Below are 20,216 nucleotides of genomic sequence, written 5' to 3'. Positions count from 1 at the left end.
GGCACTGCGCAAACGCTCAGATGCACCTAGCCTGCGTGCAATCGCACAAATGCAGAGGCTGAATGGCAGTTCTGGAGCACGGTGCTGAAACCTCGGCTGGCGATGCCCGGCTGGTGGCCGATGCCTGCATCAAGGCAGCCGCCGAACTGGGCATCTCCAAGGATGAGCTTGGGGTGATCGTGGGGCGGCACCGCACCAGCCTGGAGCGCAGCGGCCTGGATCCCGCCAGCAAGGAGGGAGAGCTCGGTCTGTTGTTTCTACGGGTGGCGCGCAGCCTGGATGCGCTGATGGGATCGGATACCGAGCTGATGCAGCACTGGCTGGCGCAGCCGAACCGACACCTGGCGCAGCAGGCGCCGCGCCAGCTGCTGGCCTCAGTGGAGGGGCTGGCGCGGGTGGCCGCCTACCTGGACGCCCTGCGTGCCTGATCCGGAGACGTTCCTGCTGCCCCACATCCAGCCGATGGCTGGCGGGGTGGTGCGCATCACCGACCGCCAGGGCTATCAGGCCAGCGAGCGCTGGACAAAAACCCTGGCCGAGCAGGCCAGGCTTGAGGCCCTGATCGAAACCGTGAAACCGCCGCTGCCGGCGGGGGTGGCCCAGCACCGGCTGCTCATCACCCCGTTCCGCTATCCACCGCTGCGCAGCGGCTCGCGTTTCACGCCACCGGATCAGCGGGAGATGTTCTACGGGGCGCGGGCACTCACCACGGTGCTGGCCGAACGAGCCTTCCATGCCTTGCGACTGCTGGAGGGCGCTCCGCTGCCGCCGGGCAAGGCGATCCACCGGCAGCAGACCTCGTTTCACGTGGACATCCAGGTGCAGCGGGGTCTGCAGCTGCAGCACTGTCTGAAGGAGAGCGCGTTGCAGGCGGTGACTGACCCCTGCAGCTATGCCGCCAGTCAGCGGTTGGGCCGGGTGATGCGGCAGCTGGGGATCGAGGCCTTCGAAGTGCCCTCGGCCCGTGCCCCCCAGGAGGCGCCCTGCGTGGGCGTTCTGTCTGTGACGGCGTTCAGCAGCACTCCCTTCGATTTCCAGGACTGGACGCTGGAAATCCGGCCGGACGGCGTGACCTTCGCATCCTTCGGCCTGAGCCAGGTGATCACCCTGAAGAGGGAGCAGTTTCTGGTGGATGGCCGCTGGCCAGGGCCCGATCCAGCCTGAGCCGCCACCCCCAACACGCCCTACCCTCAAGCCCCGAGCCCGCCCGTGCCACCGCTGGTGACAGCCGCCATGGACAACGGCACCCTGCCGGTGCGCGTGTACACCCCGGCCAGCCCGCTGGCCCAGCCGGGCGTGCTGGTGCGGGAGATGGCGGCCGACCTGTGGGCCGGACGGGAGCTGGCCTGGCGCCTGGCGGTGCGCGACATCAGCGCCCAGTACCGCCAGAGCCTGCTGGGCGTGCTTTGGGCGCTGATCGTGCCGCTGGCGAACACGGCGGTGTGGCTGTTCCTGAGCGCCAGCCAGGTGGTGCGGGTGGAGGGCACGGCGCTGCCCTATCCGCTGTTCGTGTTCAGCGGCAGCCTGTTGTGGTCGATCCTGATCGAGGCGCTGAACCAGCCACTGCAGCAGGTGCTGGCCAACAAGATGCTGCTGGCCAAGATCAACTTCCCCCGGGAGGCGCTGATCGTGAGCGGCGTGCTGCAGACGCTCTTCAACGGCGCCATCAAGGTGGGCATCCTGCTGGTGGTGCTGCCGCTGCTGGGGGTGCATCCCGGCTGGGGCGGGCTGCTGATCCCGGTGGGCCTGCTGGCGCTGGTGCTGATGGGCACGGCCCTGGGCCTGCTGGTGGCCCCGTTCGGGGCGCTCTACGGCGATGTGGGCCGGGGGATGCCGCTGGTGACGCAGTTTCTGATGTATCTGAGCCCGGTGGTGTTCCCCCTGGCCACCGAGGGCTGGACCGGCCGGCTGATGGGGCTCAACCCGCTCACGCCGCTGATCCTCAACGCCCGCAACTGGTTCACCGGGATGCCCACGGAATTGCCGGGAGCCTGGCTGCTGAGCGTGGTGGGCTCCCTGGTGCTGCTGGCGGGCGTGTGGGTGGTGTACCGGCTGGCGATCCCGATCGTGATCGAACGGATCAGTGCCTGAGCACAAGACAGCCGCGGTGAACACGTCTATGTTGGTCATCTGAGCAACCCTCCTGAGGATGCGCAGTCTCAGCGTGGCTCAGGCCAAGGCGCAGCTTTCGGCCCTCCTGGATGCCGTGGAATCAGGCGAAGACGTGGAGATCACCCGACGCGGGGTGCCTGTGGCCCGGCTCACCCGGGCGGCTGAGCGGCCTGCGGCGGGCTTTGATCTCGAATCGTTTCTGGCCGCCACAAATGAGCAACCCCTGCACACAGAGCGTGATGCGGCGGCTCTGCTGCAGGAGCTGCGTGATGGGGCTCGCTATTGAGGCGCCTCTACCTGGACACCTCCCTGCTGGTGGCGGCTCTGGTGCACGAAGCAGGCACGGCCGCGGCCGGGCGTTGTCTGCAAGCCCAGGCGCAACAGCCCTGGCTGATCTCGCCCTGGGTGACCACGGAACTGGCCTCTGCCTTGGCTTTGCAGGTGCGCCGTGGCGCGATCACTCTGAAGGAATCCCAGGAAGCCTGGCAGCAGTTTGGGGTCTTGCGTGCCAATCGCCTGCACCCCCTGCAACTGGCCAGCTTTGACCGCGAGCTGTGCAAGGCCGCCGCCCATCATCAGGTGGCCCACCAGCATCTCCTGATCTGAGCAAGCCCGAACGAACCACTTAGCCTCCTGCCTGAACAAGCATCCCCGCCACCAGCTTTCGCACACCCCGCAACTCCGTGACCATCGCCCTGTTCCTGGTCTGTATCGCCATCCCCGGGATGCCCACGGAGTTGTTGGGGGCCTGATGGACGACGACGTGCTGGTGCGGGTGGAGAACGTGAGCAAGCGGTTCTGCCGCAGCCTCAAGCGTTCGCTCTGGTATGGCCTGCAGGACCTGGGCAGCGAGCTGGGTGGCCGCCGCCATGGCGGCGGGCGCGGACTCCCACAGAGCAGTGCCGATGTGCAGCTGCGGCCGGATGAGTTCTGGGCTGTGAAGGATGTGAGCTTCGAGTTGCGGCGCGGGGAATGCCTAGGGCTGATCGGTCGCAATGGCGCAGGGAAAACGACGCTGCTGCGGATGCTGAATGGTTTGATCAAGCCGGATACGGGGAGGATTCAGATGCGGGGCAAGGTTGAAGCCCTTATTGCACTGGGCACCGGCTTTAATCCAATTCTCTCTGGCCGCGAAAACATCTTTGTGAATGCATCAGTACATGGCTTCAGGCCAGAGATTATTCGAGACAAGATTGACGAGATTATAGGTTTTTCCGAATTAGAGTCCGTTATTGACTCTCCAGTTCAGACCTATAGCTCAGGGATGCAGGTAAGACTGGGCTTCGCGATTGCTACCGCATTTCAGCCAGACATCTTGCTACTTGACGAAGTGCTGTCAGTTGGAGATGCAAGATTTCGCGCAAAATGCAATCAGAAGATGTCCGAGTTGAGGACAAGTTGCGCAACTATTGTTGTGTCTCATCATCATGCCGAACTTATCCGCGCATGCCAAAGCGGCCTCCTCCTCACGAACGGCACCTCAAACGGCAAGAAGAGAATTGATGAAACGTACAGAATCTACCGGTCACTCGACAAGAAATGCGCTAGAAGTGATCTATTGAAAGAGCGATTGCCGCCATCTAAACAGTATATTTCCTCATTCCCAGCCCTCGTCTTCTCAGCTTCGGTTTCATGCTGCAAATCCCTTGCCACAAGCGATCGCATCGAGATCCTTCTTAACTTTACAATGCCTACAAGGGTCGAACTGGGAACCACTCTCATCAACTTTATCGACGAGTTTGAAGAGGTTCACGCGACCCTGCTTCTTGATCAGATAAAGGCCCTGCCACTCGGCAAATCGTCAATCTTAATTAAAACCAGCTCCTTAATGCTGTCTGCAGGAACCTATTTCCTGCATGTCTATTTTGACACCATGAATAGTGGCCTTGTGGTAAGTTCGCTTCGCGCCTGTCACATCAATATTTCCGAGGGTCCGTCTTATACCTATTCATCGCACATCATTGATGCCAAATCCATAGATATTGTCAGCGCGCAAGACAAGCACCTCAACGCCAGTTCACTCTGCTAGAGAAGACAACTTGCCGACTCTCAATATGAACACCCCTGATCCGGATGATATTGCCGAAGCGTTTCTTGGCTACGCGCCAAATCCATTAAGGTATAACGCAAGTGACGAATCCAAATTTGAAGTTCACAAGTTAATCACAAGTTTAATTCAACAAAACTCTAGTGTGCTTGAAATTGGGTGTGGCACAGGTGTCCTTGGCAAAATTTTGTCTGCAAGAACGGACATAGAGTTCGAAGGAGTAGAACCTTCGCTCACCCGCGCCCAAGAGGCGAAGGCAAAAGGGCTAACCATTCACGTGGGGTTCTTCACTTCTGATCTTGCAGAGCGGCTAGGCAGCTTTGATGTTGTAGTACTGGCTGATGTAATTGAACACTTGGCCAATCCAGCGATATTACTCAACTCGGCCAAGGTCGTGATGAAAACGACTAGCATACTGGTGGTCTCCGTTCCAAACATTGCCCATTGGAGCATAAGGCTATCGCTTTTGATGGGCAAGTTTGACTACCAAGAAAGTGGAATACTTGATGCCACTCACTTGCGCTGGTTCACGAGATCCACTCTATCAACATACCTGCAGCGTTGCGGATTTAGAATTCAGGAAATCAAATACACTTCAGGATATCTGCTTGGCGCTTACTCTTGGGCACGAAGAGCTTTGGCGCCCTTCCTTTGCGAAAGAAAGCAGCGAGTCATTCTAGACTATATAGTCAATGCCTTGCCTGGGCTGTTTGCTTGCCAGATAGTATGCTCCTGCTCCATCGATCCCAAAAGAAAAAGATTTAGTTCGGTCTAAAGTAGCAGTGCCCAGGTTAATCTCCCTATACCTACCCCAGTACCACCCTATCCCCGAAAATAACTCCTGGTGGGGAGAAGGCTTCACCGAGTGGCGCAACGTTGTCCAGGGCGCTCCACGCTTCCCCGGCCACTACCAGCCGCATCTGCCGGCAGACCTTGGCTTCTATGACCTGCGCCTGCCGGTGGTACGCCGGCAGCAAGCCGACCTCGCCCGTCAGTTCGGGATCAGCGGGTTCTGCTACTACCACTACTGGTTCAGCGGTAAGCAACTACTGGAGAGGCCCGTTGCCGAGATCCTCAGCTCAGGCGAACCCGATTTCCCATTCTGCCTCTGCTGGGCCAACGAGAATTGGACGCGCCGCTGGGACGGCCAGGATCAGGATGTGCTCATCGCCCAGGAATACTCCCTCAGCGATGACGAGGCCCATCTCCTGGCGCTCCTCCCAGCATTTCTGGATCCGCGCTACATCCGCGTCCACAACAAGCCCCTCTTCCTCGTCTACCGCACCTCCCAGCTACCCGATCCCCGCGCCACCACCACGCTCTGGCGCCGATTGGCACAACACCACGGGCTTGATGGTCTGTACCTGGTGAAGGTGGAAAGCTTCCCCAGCGAAAGGCTCCGCTGCCCTGAGCAGGATGGCTTCGATGCAGCGCTCGACTTTCAGCCCGACTGGGGATCGCTTCCCCCACGCCTCCAGGCCCCCACGCACTGGAAGCTGCTCAACAAAATCGGCCTGGGCCCCACCCACGCGTTCCGCAGCACGTGCGTGTTCTCCTACCCTCACGTCGTAGCCGCCATGCTGGCCCGTCCACCGGTGGCCTACCCGCGCTTCCCGTGCGTCACACCCGGCTGGGACAACACGGCCCGGCGCCGCCAGGGTGGCGGCACCGTGCTGCACAACTCCACCCCCGAGGCATACGGTCACTGGCTCCGCTCAGTGCTGGCCGATCAGCGAGCCATTGACCAGCTCCCCGAGCCGATTGTGTTCATCAACGCCTGGAATGAATGGGCCGAAGGCAACCATCTCGAACCAGATCTCAGGTGGGGCCATGCCTATCTTGAGGCCACCCGGGAGGCTCTTGGGTGAGGTCGTTGGCTTGAATCTCTCCGATCTGTTCACAAACTGCTACCGGATCGGCAGATCAGCTGGGTACAGAGCCCTGCGCTCTGCCCGAAACCTTACGCGTCCTGTGGTCCTCTCAAGCAGGGGGCAATGCCCGATCTGCTGCCGGCAGGTGCGGTTTGTCGCTCATGACCCCTGGCTACGCGATCACTTCATCTGCCCTCGCTGTCGCAGCATTCCCCGGGAGCGCGCGCTGATGACCGTCATCGAGCGCTGCATTCCTGGCTGGCGCTCGATGAGCGTGCACGAATCCTCGCCCTGTGGACGCGGAGCGAGTGTGCGCCTGGCAAAAGAAGCCAGCAGCTACCTGGCTTCGCAGCATTTCCCCGGCGAAGCGCCAGGCTCTCTGGTGCAGGGATTCCGCAACGAGAACCTCGAAGCGCTGAGCTTCGCAGACGCCAGCATCGACCTGCACATCACCCAGGACGTGCTCGAGCACGTCTTCAACCCCGAAGCGGTGTTCCGCGAGATCGCCCGCACCCTGCGTCCAGGCGGCGCACACGTGTTCACGGTGCCCTTGGTGAGAGGGGCTGAGCCCTCGCGCCGGCGTGCACTCCAGAATCCCGACGGCACCATCACGCATCTGCTGGCCGCCCAATACCACGGCAACCCAGTGGACGAACGCGGCTCACTCGTCACGATGGACTGGGGTTACGACATCTGCACAGCCATCGCCAACGCCTGCGGCCTGCACACTGAGATCCATACGATCGACGACCTTTCTATGGGTATTCGCGCCAAGTACATTGAAGTGCTGGTGACTCGGAAGCCTCTTCAGGCCAGCCATGCCTGAAACAGGCACGAAAGGAATGATGAAGGGGCTTACACTCTTTTTATCTACGCCGATGGCGGCCAACGGCCGTCCTTCGAGGTCAGGAAGATCCACATGGTTGGGCCATGGATAGGCTTCGAGGATCTACGGATCCAGCAGAGCCAAAGGTCTGCACCCCGCTCATCTCAACCAAAAGCAAGTCGGATAGGCCATGGAAAGCCCCAAAATAAGCGCAGTGCTTCCGTGCTACAATCACAAAAAGTATCTTGCCGAGCGAATTAGATCAATACTCAACCAGACGCTCCCAGTTTCTCAGATTATCTTTCTAGACGACGCATCAACCGATGGCTCGCTAGAGCTAGCAAAAGAGCTCTTACAGAATACAAAGACTGAGATATCAATCCATTCTAATAGCGTTAACTCCGGTTCGCCCAGCAAGCAGTGGAACAATGGAGTTTCATTGGCAAAGCATCCGTATATATGGATCGCCGAGACTGACGACAGCTGCGACGCTCGCCTACTCGAGAGACTGCATGAAAACATCATATCGAATCAAACTGTATTGAGCTTTGCGCAGAGTCGTTACATTGACGACGCGGGCAAAGATCTAGGCTCGCTACTTGCCTATACAGACTGGAGGTGGCCTGGGGTCTTCGGAAAAGACTTCTGCACAGAAGGCCACCAGTTCAACACAACCTATATGTGGCTCATCAATGCCATTCCCAATGCCAGTAGCGTGCTCTTCAGCCGACATGCCTATCTCAAGGCAGGCATGGCAAATGAGTCGATGATCTACTGCGGAGACTGGGACTGCTGGATTCGAATGTGCGAGCAGGGCAGGATTGGGTTTGTAGCAGAGGAGCTAAACTTTTTTCGGTGGCATCACGAAACTACTCGAGCCAAAAGATATTCAGCACAAAAAGCAGCTGAGTTTCTGGCCTGTCGCTTGCTTGCAACATCACAAGATACTAGGTGCTGTATTGCCAAGGCGCAAAAAACCAAGGACAAAGAAAGAGCTTCTGAACGGCATAGATTCGGCAGAGATGAGCTGCAGAAGCCACTGTCTGCATTCCGATCCGTGAACTGGGGCTCCGTTTCACGCACAAGACACTATTATCAACAGCTTGACAGAGTGCCAACAATATCTGGCCAGACATGGAAGATCATTACATGCTTGAGCTTTTATACTTTTGCAAGGCAAAGGATAGCTAGCCGTGTAGCAAGAGCTCACAGCCATGCCCTTGGCAGAACAGACAAGTAGACGTGCACATGCGAGTTGCAAGCTCAAGCACAAAGCGGAGCATGAACCCCAAGGCAACGGCAAGCAGACCGAAAGACGACCTAGATCGGCCACTCTTCCAGCATTAGGAAGTGAGTCTTGGGCCGAAAGCGGATTGGACAGTTTAGTGCAGTGTTCGTACAGTGGAGACCACGCGACCTGTCTCAGACCCTTAAGATGGGCCAATCCTCCTAGAAGCATGGCCGACGATACAGCCATTAACAAGATTATCAGCATCGCATGGGATAGCCGCTTCCACTGGCAGATGACAAGCTGCGAACAATTTGCCCTCCAGCAGCTTCTTGGCACCCTGAAACCAGCCAACGCCATCGAAGTTGGAACGTACAAGGGCGGCTCCCTCCAGGTGTTGTCGGCACTATGCGCAGAGGTCGATTCGATTGATATCGACCCGACTGTCAGCAAGTCACTTGCAGGCCAGTTCAGCAATGTCAATTTTCATACTGGCAATTCTTCTGAGTTGTTGCCTGAATTGCTGGAAGACCACACTGCCAAAGGAAAGCCCGTCGGCTTCGTGCTCATCGATGGCGATCACAGTACTGAAGGGGTACGACGTGACATAAACGCAATCCTCAGTGTGAAGCCGCAAACCACTGCTTGTGTTGATGCATGATGCATTCAACCCGGGATGCCGGCAGGGAATCCTCACTGCTGCATGGAAGGAATGTCCATTCGTTCATGAGCTGGAGGTGGACTGGATACCTGGTGTGTATCACGAACACGCGTACGACACCGCTGCACCGCGCACCATGTGGGGCGGGTTTGCATTGGCGTTGCTCAAACCAGAAGCCAGGCCGGGCCCTCTCATGATCAGCGAACGCCAGAGAGGGCTGTTTGAAGCTGTCTACAAGGTGTCCAGTCACACACACAGCCCTCACGCCCTGCTCCGCAGATTCAAAGGCCGGCTGAGATCAGCCATGGCTAGAGCTTGGAGATGAGGATCGGAATCGCCCATTACAGTGCCCCCTCCGATATCAGCGGCGTCACCACCTGGCTGATCGACTTCTGCAAACGCCTGGCAGTCTCCGGCCATGTGGTTGGCCTCCATCTCCACCATTTCGGGGCCGACCCCAGCCATGCCTCAATTCTCGGCAGCCTCCGAGTGCATGACATTGAGATCTTCCCGGTGATCCGCAGCGGGTTGCTAGCCCACGACACGCGAAAAACCATCCAATTCCTGAATCACTTCAACCCTGATCTTTTTCTTCCACAGTGCCTGAATGCACACTATTTCGCTGCAACTCACGCAGGCCGCCAAGGGCTTCCATGGATCTTCACGATGCATTCAGATGACCCGGCCTACTGGTGCATCGCTGAGGCTTTGAATCCAGAGAAAAACGGTGGCACGACTGTCTGTGTGTCCCAATACCTGGCAATGCATCTGCAAAAGAAGTGTGCCATCGCGCAGCCACACGTGATCCCCTATGGCATCTCGATCTCGGGTCATCGCTCACACTATTCCACCGATCCATTCCGAGTGGTGTACAGCGGCAGGATGGTGAACCGCCAGAAATGCATCCGCCAGGTCGTTGAAGCGTTGATCGCTGCCTGCCGAGCCAGCTCTTGCATTCACGCTGATCTGCTTGGCGACGGGCCAGAACGGAGAGCCTGTGAGCGGATGGTTGCACGGACTGGGCTGACCAGACGCATTCGCTTCCTGGGCCGGCTGGATGCGAGCCAGGTTGGTGCCGTACTCCAGGGCTCGCAGGCCATCCTGCTCATGTCCGACTTCGAGGGGCTGCCTGTGGCGTTGCTCGAAGCCATGGCCTCGGGGGTCGTTCCCGTGGTTCGCGCAATCCCGAGCGGCATCCCGGAGCTGATTGAGCATGAGCACACAGGCCTGCTCGTCTCCAATGATCCGCAAGAGGCCGCTGCCGCGTTGGTGCGCCTGGCGGAAGACCAAGCTCTCTGGGAGCACTGCTCGAAAAACGCCAGGTTCTTGATCGCGGAAAGCTACTCAGTTGAAGACGCATTCGGCAAATGGCTTGAACTGATCAATCAATGCATAGAGGCCTCCTCGGTGAGTTATCCCCTCTTCTGTGCTGATCTTAGGGAGGAGTTGCCGTTTCGGGATCCACGCTTTCAGACTCGCTGTGCTGTCATTCGATCAGCCATGCGCCAGTTTCAGCCAAGGCGAACTGCATCGCGGCTACAGCAACTGATCAACAGGACAGGCCAGATCCTGCTCCCCAGAGGATAGAGCGGGCTTACTCATGGATGCATGGAGATACAGGCCTCATACCAGTCGCTCCAGCCCTGGCGCTCTACGCTCATGAAAACCGCCTGCGTCTTTTCGATTGATGACGCCTACCTGATGCCCTTTCAGGTGTTCTTCCATTCACTGGAAGCCACCAAGAGCATACCAAGCGCAACGCAGCTGTATATCCTGCACGACAAATCACTCAGCGGGCAATCCATCAACGGGCTTCAGACGTTTTTTGCCGGCTACGGCCGCAAGGCCAGTTTTCTCGACGCCAGCCCTCTGATTCCCGAAGATCTTCCCATCAGAGAGGGGGATCATGTGTCGCCAGCCACGTTCTACAGGCTTTTCATTGCCGAGATTCTGCCGTCAGATATAGGATTGGCGGTATATCTCGATGCCGACATGCTTGCACTGCGTAGCGTCGCAACTCTATTCAATGAGCCTCTAACAGAGCTGGTGGCAGCAGCAGATCACTGCAGCCCAGCAAATGAGATACGGCTCTGGGGCGAACGAGGTGGCAGCTACTTCCAGGCAGGTGTGCTGGCCATTCCTGTTCAAAGATGGCGTCATCAACGGATGGCAGAGCGCTTTCTAGAAGTGATGGCCACACAACGAGAGCGAATTCAATGGTGGGATCAAGACGTTCTCAACATCGCCTTATGCAACCATTGGCAACGCCTGCCGGTCTGGTTCAACGTCTGCGAGGCAACGCATCGTGCTTTACCCATTGCACAGGTGAAAAGGCATGCTGCCCTGGTTCACTACAGCGGAAGCAGCAAGCCTTGGAACGCTCCGAGGGCATCCTGGTTCACAGCCCACTGGGACTGTGGTTATGAGGCAGTGTTTCACCGCCCGTTTAACCGCAGGGCGCTGTGGTGGCCATGGCTGAGATCGGCAGCTCGATCCCGCTTGATCGGTCAACGCAAGAGCTGCGGATGAACACCCCCCTTCTCCTGATCGCCTGGCGGCGCCCCCACACCCTGCGCCAGGTGATCGACGCCATCCGCCCAGTCGCCCCGACCCGTCTGTACGTCGCCTGCGACGGCCCCAACCCCGTTCGACCTGGCGAAGTGGAGAAGGTATCAGCCACCAGAGCCGTAATCGAAAACGAGATCGACTGGCCCTGCCAGATCGAGCGCCTCTATTCCGACACCAACCGGGGTTGCCGCCAGGGCGTGAGCCGCGCCATCAGCTGGTTCTTCGAGCAGGTTGAGGAGGGCATCATTCTGGAGGACGACTGCGTACCCCATCCCGACTTTTTCCCCTACTGCACAGAACTGCTGGAGCGCTACCGCCACGACACCCGGGTGTGGTGCGTCAGCGGGAACAACTTTCAGAAAGGCCACTGGCGTGGCGATGGCAGCTACTACTTCAGCCGCTACAACCACTGCTGGGGCTGGGCCACCTGGCGCCGCTGCTGGGTCCACTACGACGCCGATCTGCGCCAATGGCCAGCTCTGAAGGCATCCGGCCTACTCGGATCCATCTTTGAGAACCCACGGGAAGCCCGCTACTGGGCACGCATCTGGGACCGGCTGCTCCGGGAAGGCAAGCCGGATTCATGGGCATACCGATGGACCTTCACCTGCTTTGCAAATGGAGGGCTAACAGCACTGCCTAACTTAAATCTCGTGAAAAACGTCGGCTTTGGTGAGGATGCCTGCCACACTATATCGGAGGACTCAACAGGTAGCCCCCTCAGCCGTCGAGCAGAGCATCCATCTGGATTACTACCATTACAGCACCCCAAATTCACGGTGCGGAATCTCGTTGCCGATGCCCATACCTATCACCACCACTTTGCCAGACCTTTCCGATCTCGCGTTGCGCGCAGACTAAAGCTTTTGAAAATCCCCAGATGGCCATAGACAGGACGGGCATATGATTGATTTGAGCAAATACACATTGTCCCGCCTCGAGAGGACTGACATTGAAAAGCATCTCCGGCAAATCGGAACACAACCCAGCCTCAAGCAGATTTGGGGCCTAATGGACATCGCATGGCGAGAGGCAGGCTGTAGTCAAAAAAATTTTGAGGCGCACCGATACGAATCATTCTACGCCGATCCTGTATGGCTTCTAAATGGGATTTACATCGAGCAGGATCCCGTATCGATGGGCCATCGCCAGGCGATCACCAACGGGGTGGCATCGCTTGACGCAAAGCAGATCCTTGATTTCGGTGGTGGCTTTGGCACACTGGCCAGGCTGATGGCGGATCGCCTTCCTTGCTCGCACATCTCCATCTACGATCCGTTCCCTCCAGCGCATGGGTTGGAAGCCTGCAAAGCGTATGCAAACATTACCTACGTCGTCGCGCTCACGCCTCACAGATTCGACGCCTTGGTCTGCACCGACGTACTCGAGCATGTGCACGATCCCTTGGGTCTACTGGAAGAGATGATTGCAGCGGTGAAACCAGGTGGGCATCTCTTCATTGCCAACTGCTTTCAACCTGTGATTCTCTGCCATCTCCCCTGCGCGTTTCACCTACGCTATTTCTTCAGCTGGTGCGCCGAACCACTGGGCCTGCAAAAGATCGGGCGATGCCAAGGCAGCCACGCATGGATCTATCAACGACGCTCTGACGGAGCCATCAACCGACGAAAAGCACGGTTCCGAGAGACCGTGGCAAAAGCCCTGCATCCGCTCCTCAACGGCCTTGCGATACCGGCTCGTCCACTACTTCGAGGGATCAGAGCCCTGCTCAGGATCGGTGCAGTGAGTTGAACATCTGCCACGTCTCCTTCTCTGATCAAAAGGGTGGCGCTGCCCGCGCTGCCTTTCGAATCCATGCCTCGCTACAGGGAGGGAGCGTGATTCACGTGACCAGCTCCATGCGGGTCAGCCGCAAGCTGAGTGACCAGCCGAGCATTCACGGCCCGAAAGGAAAACAGGCAGCGCTCCCCCTGGCCCGCAACGCGCTCGGCGGCCTGATCCAAGCCCTGCAGCGCACCCCCAACCCGGTGCTCCATTCCCCTTCCTGGCTCCCCTGCCGCCTCGACCGCGAACTCAACGCCAGCGACGAAGACCTGCTGCACCTGCACTGGGTGCAGGGGGAGATGCTCTCCATCGAGGCCATCGGCCGGCTGCGTAAGCCCCTGGTATGGACCCTGCACGACAGCTGGGCCTTCAGTGGCAGTGAGCACTACCCCAATGGCCCCGATGATCTGCGCTACCAGCAGGGCTACCACCGCCACAACCGCCCGCCCGGCCATGGTGGCCTGGACATCGACCGCTGGTGCTGGCAACGCAAACGCCGGCACTGGCACCGACCCATCCAGCTCGTGTGCCCCAGCCACTGGTTGGCCGGTTGCGTGCAGCGCTCAGCGCTGTTGGCCCACTGGCCGCTGCGGTTGATTCCCTACCCCCTGCCCACGAACGTCTACCGGCCCTGGCCCCAGGCCCTGGCGCGCAAGCTGTTTGGGCTGCCGGAAGAAGGGCCCCTGCTGCTCTTCGGAGCCATCGGCGGCAGCCGTGACCCGCGCAAGGGCTGGGATCTGCTCGAAGCCGCCTTGCGCCAGCTCGCCCCCACCCTGCCTGGCCTCCAGGCCGTGGTGTTCGGTCAGTCCGAGCCGCCCGATCCGCCACGGCTCGGCCTGCCGGTTCACTACGTGGGCGCCCTGCACGACGACCAGTCCCTGGCGCTGCTCTACTCCGCCGCCGATGTGATGGTGGTGCCCTCCCGCATGGACAACCTGCCCCAGACCGCCACCGAAGCCCAGAGCTGCGGCGTGCCCGTGGTGGCCTTCAACGCCACCGGCCTCCCTGATGCCGTGGAGCACCAGCGCACCGGCTACCTCGCCAGCCCTTACGACCCCGCAGACCTCGCCCAAGGCATCCTCTGGGTGCTGGCGGAGGATGAGCGCCGCCTAAAGCTCGGGGCGATGGCGCGGGTGCGGGCCGAGGAGCTGTGGCAGCCATCACGCATCGCCAGCCAATACTTGCGTTGTTACCAAGAGGTGCTCCAACAAACTGGTGCAAGGGTGGATGGGTGATCGATCAGATCGGCAAGGTGCCCTCCTCCCCGGCAGCCCTTCCACCAAGACCCTGGAATACACGGCATCCATGCCAAGGCAGATCAGGCTTTCCATCATCACGGTCACTCTCAATGCCGAGGCAGGCATTCAACGCACAGCCCAGTCGATACAGGCTCTGAAGATCAGCACGCTGCTTCCGCGGTGGATCTCCATCGAGGCTGTCCTCGTTGATGGTGGCTCCAACGATCACACCTTGCAGCTTGCCGAAGGATCAGGCGCCTACGAGCAGATCGTGAGCCTCCCTGGCAGCAGCCTGTACGAAGCCATGAACCACGGGGTTCAGTGTGCATCCGGAGATCTCGTGATCTTTCTCAACTCTGGAGACTACTTCTTACCCGGAGGTCTCGAACAACTGCTATCTGCCGGGGCCAACCACCTCCAAGGATCTGAAGACCACGGATTGCCACCTTGCCATGAACGCAGTCTTGTCAGCGGATCCATCGTGTTCTACGCCGGTTCAACCTACAGAACACTGCCAAGACCTCGTGGTCGGTCCCCTTTATCCATGCCGGCATTTCAACCAGCCCTGATCTACTGGAAATCCGCATTGATCAGATTTCCATTTGATTCTCGCTACACGATTATTGCCGATTATGTCCAGCTGAAGCTGCTGATCCAAGCTGGATACTCGATCATCCACTTTCCCATTGCCGTCACCGCCTTTTCGGCTGGAGGCATCTCGTCATCGAACAGGAGACGCCTGGAAGAAGCCTATTCAGCTGCATGCACCTACAGTTTTGGCAACGGCATCTCGCGATGGCTTGCACTCCTCTGGCTGAGCCGCGGCCGTAGTCTCCTGTGGAGGCTGCAGACCACAACACTTCTCACAACCAAGTCGAAGACACTCTGCAGCAAGGAAGAGGCGCTGTGATTCCAATCCTGGTGATAAGTTTTCGCAATCCCCAGATTGGGACAACTCTCCAGGCACTTCGTCATAGCGTTTCAGACAGTTTCAGCCTTCACGTTGTCAACAACTCAGGAACCACTCCACAGCTAGAGCCTATCTACGCTGCTGCCTGCCGCCAACATGGAGCACAGCTGTTTCAGTGCAGAAACCGTTGGCTGATGAGCCTGAATCGGCCTGACATCCAGACCCTGCTCAACCGCCATGACTTCTTCATCATCACCGACGAAGACATGGATTTTGCCCACATCAGATTTCGGCATTCCATCTACCCATGCTGGGCCTCGGAATTACTCGACACCATCAACCAGCATCCCAATATTGGCAAGCTGGGCATCAAAGTCATCTCAGAACAGGAGGCCGTGAGGCACAGCCGGGAGTACAGGCAGCGCAACAACCCGAGCGCTCGCCTGCATTCAGAATTCATTTCATGCCAACCTGTCGACACCACAGCAGCGATCTATCGGTCTGGACTCTACGTTCCAGGCAACAACATGTTCAGCCCAAGACACAACAAGCTCCTACGCGACAATCTGCTCAGCTGCACGCTTTTGACCATTTCATCCAGAAGCCTCTCCAACGAGAACGAAGGGGGGCACTACCAGGACCGGCACTACTTGATGAGCAAGGCGGTATGCTTCGCACTTAACGGCGCCTGGCTCTCTTCGGATCACTACGCCGCCACACCGCTGGCAGGAAAGATCTTCTACCGCTTGATCAGACCTCTGGCATGGTGGATCTCGGTCGTGGATGCCATCAGGAGGCTCCTCCAGTGGAGGCTCATCAGGGCAGTGCCAGGGCTGAAACCTCAGCCTCTCGGACGCTCACGATCGTGAGATTCCCACCATCCAAGGTAGGGATCAGACACTCACCAGACCTTGAGCCCCCAGACACGAAAGTACCGCCACGCACTCAACAGGTTCACCAGCATCAGCCGCAGACTGGAGTAATTGCCTCGCCCCCACCCATGCACCACCTCCGCCACCGGTAGGTGCACGCAGCATCCCTCTCGTGCCATCCGCCTTGTGAGGTCCGCATCCTCGAGATAGAGGAAGAACCTCTCGTCAAAGCCCCCAACCTTCAGAAAAGCGTCACTGCGCATCAGCATGCAGCAGCCGCTCAGGTAGGGCACATCAAAGACGGTGTCGTAGTCGTGGTCAGCCATCACATACCAGGCGTCGTAACGCCGCAATTCGCGCGGCTTCACCCAGTCCGGCAGGAACCTACGGCTCAACATCGCCAGCACCGTGGGATCGCGCTTGCACAGGTGCTGCAGGATGCCTTCCTCGTTCACGATTCGGGGCACAGCCAGGCTCACCTCCGGGTGCCGCTGGAGCCAGTCGAACAAGCGCTCGATGGTGCCCGGCTGCCAGCTCAGATCCGTATTCAGTGCAGCCGCATAGCGAGGCAGCGATCCTTTTGTGGAAAGATACCTGATGGCCTGATTCACAGCACAGCCATAGCCAGGGTTCTGGCGATTAGCGAGAAAGCAATCCGCCCGATCTCGCAGGGCATCGACTGCCTCGCCCGGATGGTGGTCATTCACCACAACGGCATAACCGATGCCTTCAGCCAGCTGGTCCAGACAGGCTTGCAGCCGCGCCACCTCATGGGCAGCGGGATGGAACGCCACCAGGATCAGGATCGCAGTTCGTTCTCGGCGATGGGCTTCACCAGCTGCTGCAGCCATCCCTCACCTCACCAGTCGCCGTTCTGGGGATCACCACGGGAAACAGCGTCTTGAGCGGCTGCCGCAGATCAGTGGATTCAAGCAGCTCCCCACCCTGCCTTCGGCTGATGAGCGCATCACTCAGCTGGAGCCCTCAGGCGTGATCAACCGCAGCCCGGGCATCGCCTGCCGGTAGCGGCGGGCGTCGCGCGTCAGCAGCGGGCAGCGTGCGATCAGGGCATGGGCGCCGATCAGAAAATCGGGGAGGATCGTCTGGCGGCTTCCCCCTCTGGCGCGGTAACCGGCATGGGCACGGGCCGCCAGAAAGGCGGCTTCCCGGGGGATGGGCCAGTAGGCGTACAGGTGGCGAGGCAGCACCTCCTCCACCGCCTCGATCCGCTCATAGGCGAACGCCACTTCGGCATAGATGAGCGGATTGATCGCAACGGGGCCGGCGATCAGGGAGCGCTTCAGCTGCTCAGCGCTCCAGGATTCCCACCGGTGATCGGCGGTGATCACATCAAGCAGCACACAGGAATCCACCATCACCGCGCCCGAAGCGGCCATGGCCATCAGACCTCACCGCGGCAGAGCGCCAGGATGGCCTCCGTGCTCAGGCCCGGGCGGGGCCGGTGGGCCCGCAGCCTCCTCAAGGCCTCCTCTCCCCGCTGCTCGGCCTGGCCAGTGGCCTTCTCCAGCACCACCTGCCCATCCACCAGCCGAAACTGCACCTCACAGTTGGGGTGCAACCCGGCCTCCTCGCGGATGGCCTGGGGAATCGTGACCTGCCCCTTGCTGGTGATCCGCATGCTGAACCGATTTGGCGTGGTAAGAATCTTACCGGCGCCAGCGCTGTCCGCCCCGGTGTGCGATCGGCTGGCTGGCGTGACTGACCTGGCTTAGTATGTGCAGCACATGCACAGTGCTTGAAACCGATGGCGACGGCCCCGAAAACCGGTGGTGAGCGCGCAACGGAGCGTGTTGCCATCCTGATGACGCCCACGGAGAAAGCCACCTACACCGATCGCGCCAGCGGCCTGGGCCTCTCGCTCGGTCAGTTTTTCCGGGAAGCGGGTGCCGCCTACGCCTCCAGCGCTGGTTCGGAGCGGCAGGCAGAGTCCGATGCTCTGGAGGCGGCCTTGAAGCAACTGGAGCTCAGCACCGCTCGCACCGAAGCGGCGCTCGATGACGCCCTGGCCGAAGTCCGTGCGGCTTCCATGGCCGGCCTGATGAAGGAGCAGCAGCGCCGCATCGATGAGCTCAACAGTCGGGTGATACGGCTGGAAACCGTGCTGGAGTTGGCCCTGAATCGCTCTCCGCTGCAAACCCCTCGCCTCACCGGGTCGGACTCCGGTCGCGGCACGCCGGAGTGATCAGCACTCGCCTGATGGCCCTTCGCTCGCGCCTGATCGGCTGGCTGGTGTGATCTTGAACACCCCGCCGCTGCTGCGGCTAGGCTGAAATTCCGCAATTCAGAGTCATGCCATCCGCACCCAGGCCTTCCCAGCGTGAGGTGCTCACGGTGTCGAGCCGAGGGCAGATCACCCTCCCGGCCAGCATGCGCAAGCATCTCGGCATCCAACCGGGCGGTGCTGTGATCCTGGAGGAGTGCGAAGGAGAGCTGCGCCTCAAGCCTGCGGCAGTGCTTGAGGTGGAGCACTACAGCGACGATCAGATCGCCGCCTGGGACCAGGCCGATGCGCTCACGCCTGAAGAACGGCAACGGATCCTTCAGCGCCTCCAACAGGCCTGATAGGCACGGCGCAATCTGGAATGGAAAGCTCCACACCAACTGGTCGAATTCAGCCGCCAGATGCAGACCATCCGCCTGGTGGGAGACGACACCTCTGTGCCGTGCCCATCAGGCCTGCCAGAGAAAGATTGGCCCATCTATCGAGGTGCCCATGCATGCAAAGCCGATGTGTTGCTCACCGGCGACATTCGTGACGTCGGCTTTCTCATGAACGCCCCGGAGATGGCGCAAGGCCTTGTGATTCAGACCGTCGCCGAGTTTCTTGACTCCACCAGCCCCAGCCGCCCGCCGGTGTAGCCGCCCCGCTCGCGCACCTGCGCGCACCAGTCCTGGTGCTCCAGGGTCCAGCGCACCGTGGCCTCTAGCCCCTGCTCGAAGCTGTGGCGCGGCTGCCAGCCCAGCTCGCCGCTGATGCGGGCCGGATCGATGGCGTAGCGGCGGTCGTGGCCCGGACGGTCCGTCACCGGCGTGATCAGGCGCGCGTGGGGGGCGCCGGCGGGGCGCAGCTCATCGAGCAGGGCGCAGATCGCCGTCACCACCTGCTTGTTGGTGCGCTCGCCATGCCCGCCCACGCAGTAGCTCTGGCCGAGCCGGCCGCGGCAGGCTGCCAGCAGCAGGGCGTCCACGTGGTCGTCCACGTAGAGCCAGTCGCGCACGTTGGCGCCGTCGCCGTAGAGGGGGATCGGCTCGCCCGCCGCCGCCTTGAGGATCACCACCGGGATCAGCTTCTCGGGGAACTGCCAGGGGCCGTAGTTGTTGCTGCAGTTGGTGAGCACCACCGGCAGGCCGTAGGTGTGGTGCCAGGCGTTCACCAGATGGTCGCTGGCCGCCTTGCTGGCCGAATACGGACTGCGCGGGTCGTAGGCGGTGGTTTCCGAGAAGCGGCCCGTGTCCCCCAGCGAGCCGAACACCTCATCGGTGCTGATGTGGTGGAAGCGGAAGCCGGCGCGGCGTTCCTCGTCCAGACCCTCCCAGTGGGCCCGCACCGCCTGCAGCAGGTGGAAGGTGCCGCTCACGTTGCTCTCGATGAACGCCCCCGGTCCCTCGATCGAGCGGTCCACATGGCTCTCGGCCGCCAGGTGCAGCACCAGATCCGGATCGGCCTGGCGCACCGCCGCCGCCGTGGCCTCGCCATCGGTGAGGTCCACCCGCAGCAGCTGGTGGCGCGGTTCCCCCTGGGCGGTCACGCCGCGTGGCCCCAGATCCGCCAACAGCGCCTCGATGCTGGTGAGGTCGCTGGCGTAGCCGCACTTGTCGAGGTTGAACACCAGCGCCTCGCTCTCGGCCAGCAACCGCCGCACGAGCGCCCCGCCGATGAAGCCGGCGCCGCCGGTCACCAGCACGCGGCGGCGGCCGGCCAGCAGGGCGGCGGGGGTGGGGGATGGAGCTGGCGAGACGGACATCGGTACGGGAGCGGCGGCCATGGAGGGCGTTGAGCGGGTCACAGACAGGAGGACAGGCTGCGCACAGCGGTACACATGTACTAGAGGGGCGTTGCTTCCTGGGGGCCTGGAC

The 20,216-nt window shown here is 60.2% G+C and carries 24 protein-coding genes; 20 read left to right on the top strand and 4 right to left on the bottom strand.

Going from position 1 to position 20,216, the window contains the following annotated elements; genetic code table 11:
- Window positions 1–62 precede the first annotated feature (62 nt).
- The 18 genes from KBY90_RS04905 (at window position 63) to KBY90_RS04825 (ending at window position 16,115) form a co-directional block, all read left to right on the top strand.
- Window positions 63–428 (top strand): MbcA/ParS/Xre antitoxin family protein, encoded by a 366-nt coding sequence (locus KBY90_RS04905; RefSeq protein ID WP_254967351.1) that lies wholly within the window; start codon window positions 63–65, stop codon window positions 426–428.
- Window positions 421–1,164 (top strand): RES family NAD+ phosphorylase, encoded by a 744-nt coding sequence (locus tag KBY90_RS04900; RefSeq protein WP_254967350.1) that lies wholly within the window; start codon window positions 421–423, stop codon window positions 1,162–1,164. Before KBY90_RS04905 ends, KBY90_RS04900 begins: the two co-directional genes overlap by 8 nt.
- A gap of 57 nt (window positions 1,165–1,221) precedes the next feature.
- Window positions 1,222–2,091, top strand: a complete 870-nt coding sequence (locus KBY90_RS04895) for an ABC transporter permease (protein WP_254967349.1) — start codon at window positions 1,222–1,224, stop codon at window positions 2,089–2,091.
- A 58-nt stretch (window positions 2,092–2,149) separates the two neighbouring features.
- Window positions 2,150–2,398, top strand: a complete 249-nt coding sequence (locus tag KBY90_RS04890; RefSeq protein WP_254967348.1) for a type II toxin-antitoxin system Phd/YefM family antitoxin — start codon at window positions 2,150–2,152, stop codon at window positions 2,396–2,398.
- On the top strand, window positions 2,395–2,718 hold the full coding sequence (locus KBY90_RS04885) for a type II toxin-antitoxin system VapC family toxin (RefSeq protein ID WP_254967347.1): 324 nt from the start codon (window positions 2,395–2,397) through the stop codon (window positions 2,716–2,718). The genes KBY90_RS04890 and KBY90_RS04885 overlap by 4 nt, the downstream gene beginning before the upstream one ends.
- A 145-nt stretch (window positions 2,719–2,863) precedes the next feature.
- Window positions 2,864–4,141 carry an ABC transporter ATP-binding protein gene (locus tag KBY90_RS04880; protein ID WP_254967346.1) on the top strand — a complete coding sequence of 426 codons (1,278 nt, stop codon included), beginning with the start codon at window positions 2,864–2,866 and terminating at the stop codon, window positions 4,139–4,141.
- A gap of 25 nt (window positions 4,142–4,166) precedes the next feature.
- Complete coding sequence (locus tag KBY90_RS04875; protein WP_254967344.1) at window positions 4,167–4,934, top strand: bifunctional 2-polyprenyl-6-hydroxyphenol methylase/3-demethylubiquinol 3-O-methyltransferase UbiG; 768 nt, start codon at window positions 4,167–4,169, stop codon at window positions 4,932–4,934.
- 7 nt (window positions 4,935–4,941) lie between these two features.
- Window positions 4,942–6,027 carry a glycoside hydrolase family 99-like domain-containing protein gene (locus KBY90_RS04870; protein ID WP_254967343.1) on the top strand — a complete coding sequence of 362 codons (1,086 nt, stop codon included), beginning with the start codon at window positions 4,942–4,944 and terminating at the stop codon, window positions 6,025–6,027.
- Between the two features lie 232 nt (window positions 6,028–6,259).
- Window positions 6,260–6,856 (top strand): class I SAM-dependent methyltransferase, encoded by a 597-nt coding sequence (locus KBY90_RS04865; RefSeq protein ID WP_254967342.1) that lies wholly within the window; start codon window positions 6,260–6,262, stop codon window positions 6,854–6,856.
- 190 nt (window positions 6,857–7,046) lie between these two features.
- Window positions 7,047–8,096, top strand: coding sequence for a glycosyltransferase family 2 protein (locus KBY90_RS15155; protein ID WP_396122537.1), 1,050 nt, complete (start codon window positions 7,047–7,049; stop codon window positions 8,094–8,096).
- A gap of 217 nt (window positions 8,097–8,313) precedes the next feature.
- Window positions 8,314–8,745: a class I SAM-dependent methyltransferase gene (locus KBY90_RS04860; protein WP_254967341.1), complete on the top strand. Its 432-nt coding sequence runs from the start codon at window positions 8,314–8,316 to the stop codon at window positions 8,743–8,745.
- Between the two features lie 321 nt (window positions 8,746–9,066).
- Complete coding sequence (locus KBY90_RS04855; protein ID WP_254967340.1) at window positions 9,067–10,332, top strand: glycosyltransferase family 4 protein; 1,266 nt, start codon at window positions 9,067–9,069, stop codon at window positions 10,330–10,332.
- Window positions 10,333–10,404: 72 nt separating this feature from the next.
- Complete coding sequence (locus KBY90_RS04850; protein ID WP_254967339.1) at window positions 10,405–11,274, top strand: glycosyltransferase family 8 protein; 870 nt, start codon at window positions 10,405–10,407, stop codon at window positions 11,272–11,274.
- Window positions 11,217–12,203: a glycosyltransferase family A protein gene (locus tag KBY90_RS04845; RefSeq protein WP_254967338.1), complete on the top strand. Its 987-nt coding sequence runs from the start codon at window positions 11,217–11,219 to the stop codon at window positions 12,201–12,203. The genes KBY90_RS04850 and KBY90_RS04845 overlap by 58 nt, the downstream gene beginning before the upstream one ends.
- A 13-nt stretch (window positions 12,204–12,216) precedes the next feature.
- Window positions 12,217–13,065, top strand: a complete 849-nt coding sequence (locus KBY90_RS04840) for a bifunctional 2-polyprenyl-6-hydroxyphenol methylase/3-demethylubiquinol 3-O-methyltransferase UbiG (RefSeq protein ID WP_254967337.1) — start codon at window positions 12,217–12,219, stop codon at window positions 13,063–13,065.
- A 95-nt stretch (window positions 13,066–13,160) separates the two neighbouring features.
- Window positions 13,161–14,333 (top strand): glycosyltransferase, encoded by a 1,173-nt coding sequence (locus KBY90_RS04835; RefSeq protein WP_254967336.1) that lies wholly within the window; start codon window positions 13,161–13,163, stop codon window positions 14,331–14,333.
- On the top strand, window positions 14,326–15,246 hold the full coding sequence (locus KBY90_RS04830; RefSeq protein WP_254967335.1) for a glycosyltransferase: 921 nt from the start codon (window positions 14,326–14,328) through the stop codon (window positions 15,244–15,246). The genes KBY90_RS04835 and KBY90_RS04830 overlap by 8 nt, the downstream gene beginning before the upstream one ends.
- 194 nt (window positions 15,247–15,440) lie before the next feature.
- Window positions 15,441–16,115 carry a hypothetical protein gene (locus tag KBY90_RS04825; RefSeq protein WP_254967334.1) on the top strand — a complete coding sequence of 225 codons (675 nt, stop codon included), beginning with the start codon at window positions 15,441–15,443 and terminating at the stop codon, window positions 16,113–16,115.
- A gap of 32 nt (window positions 16,116–16,147) precedes the next feature.
- On the opposite strand, the gene KBY90_RS04820 is transcribed toward KBY90_RS04825, so the two are convergent.
- From KBY90_RS04820 to KBY90_RS04810, 3 genes are all read right to left on the bottom strand, one after another.
- Window positions 16,148–16,969, bottom strand: a complete 822-nt coding sequence (locus tag KBY90_RS04820) for a glycosyltransferase family 2 protein (RefSeq protein ID WP_254967333.1) — start codon at window positions 16,967–16,969, stop codon at window positions 16,148–16,150.
- A gap of 120 nt (window positions 16,970–17,089) precedes the next feature.
- Window positions 17,090–17,515: a type II toxin-antitoxin system VapC family toxin gene (locus KBY90_RS04815; protein WP_254967332.1), complete on the bottom strand. Its 426-nt coding sequence runs from the start codon at window positions 17,513–17,515 to the stop codon at window positions 17,090–17,092.
- Window positions 17,516–17,520: 5 nt separating this feature from the next.
- A complete protein-coding gene (locus KBY90_RS04810) occupies window positions 17,521–17,757 on the bottom strand; it encodes an AbrB/MazE/SpoVT family DNA-binding domain-containing protein (protein WP_254967331.1) in 237 nt (78 codons plus the stop codon).
- Window positions 17,758–17,883: 126 nt separating this feature from the next.
- On the opposite strand from KBY90_RS04810, the gene KBY90_RS04805 reads away from it, so the two are divergent.
- Both KBY90_RS04805 and KBY90_RS04800 read left to right on the top strand, forming a co-directional pair.
- A complete protein-coding gene (locus tag KBY90_RS04805; RefSeq protein WP_254967330.1) occupies window positions 17,884–18,321 on the top strand; it encodes a hypothetical protein in 438 nt (145 codons plus the stop codon).
- A 107-nt stretch (window positions 18,322–18,428) separates the two neighbouring features.
- Entirely contained in the window at window positions 18,429–18,701 is a 273-nt protein-coding gene (locus KBY90_RS04800; RefSeq protein WP_254967329.1) for an AbrB/MazE/SpoVT family DNA-binding domain-containing protein, read from the top strand.
- A gap of 242 nt (window positions 18,702–18,943) precedes the next feature.
- On the opposite strand, the gene rfbB is transcribed toward KBY90_RS04800, so the two are convergent.
- Complete coding sequence (gene rfbB, locus KBY90_RS04795; RefSeq protein WP_254967379.1) at window positions 18,944–20,104, bottom strand: dTDP-glucose 4,6-dehydratase; 1,161 nt, start codon at window positions 20,102–20,104, stop codon at window positions 18,944–18,946.
- Window positions 20,105–20,216 lie beyond the last annotated feature (112 nt).

The sequence above is a fragment of the Cyanobium sp. CH-040 genome (assembly GCF_024346135.1).
Taxonomy (GTDB): domain Bacteria; phylum Cyanobacteriota; class Cyanobacteriia; order PCC-6307; family Cyanobiaceae; genus NIES-981.
The sequence above is the reverse complement of the archived record's forward strand: the minus strand, read 5'-3'. Positions and strand labels throughout refer to the sequence as shown.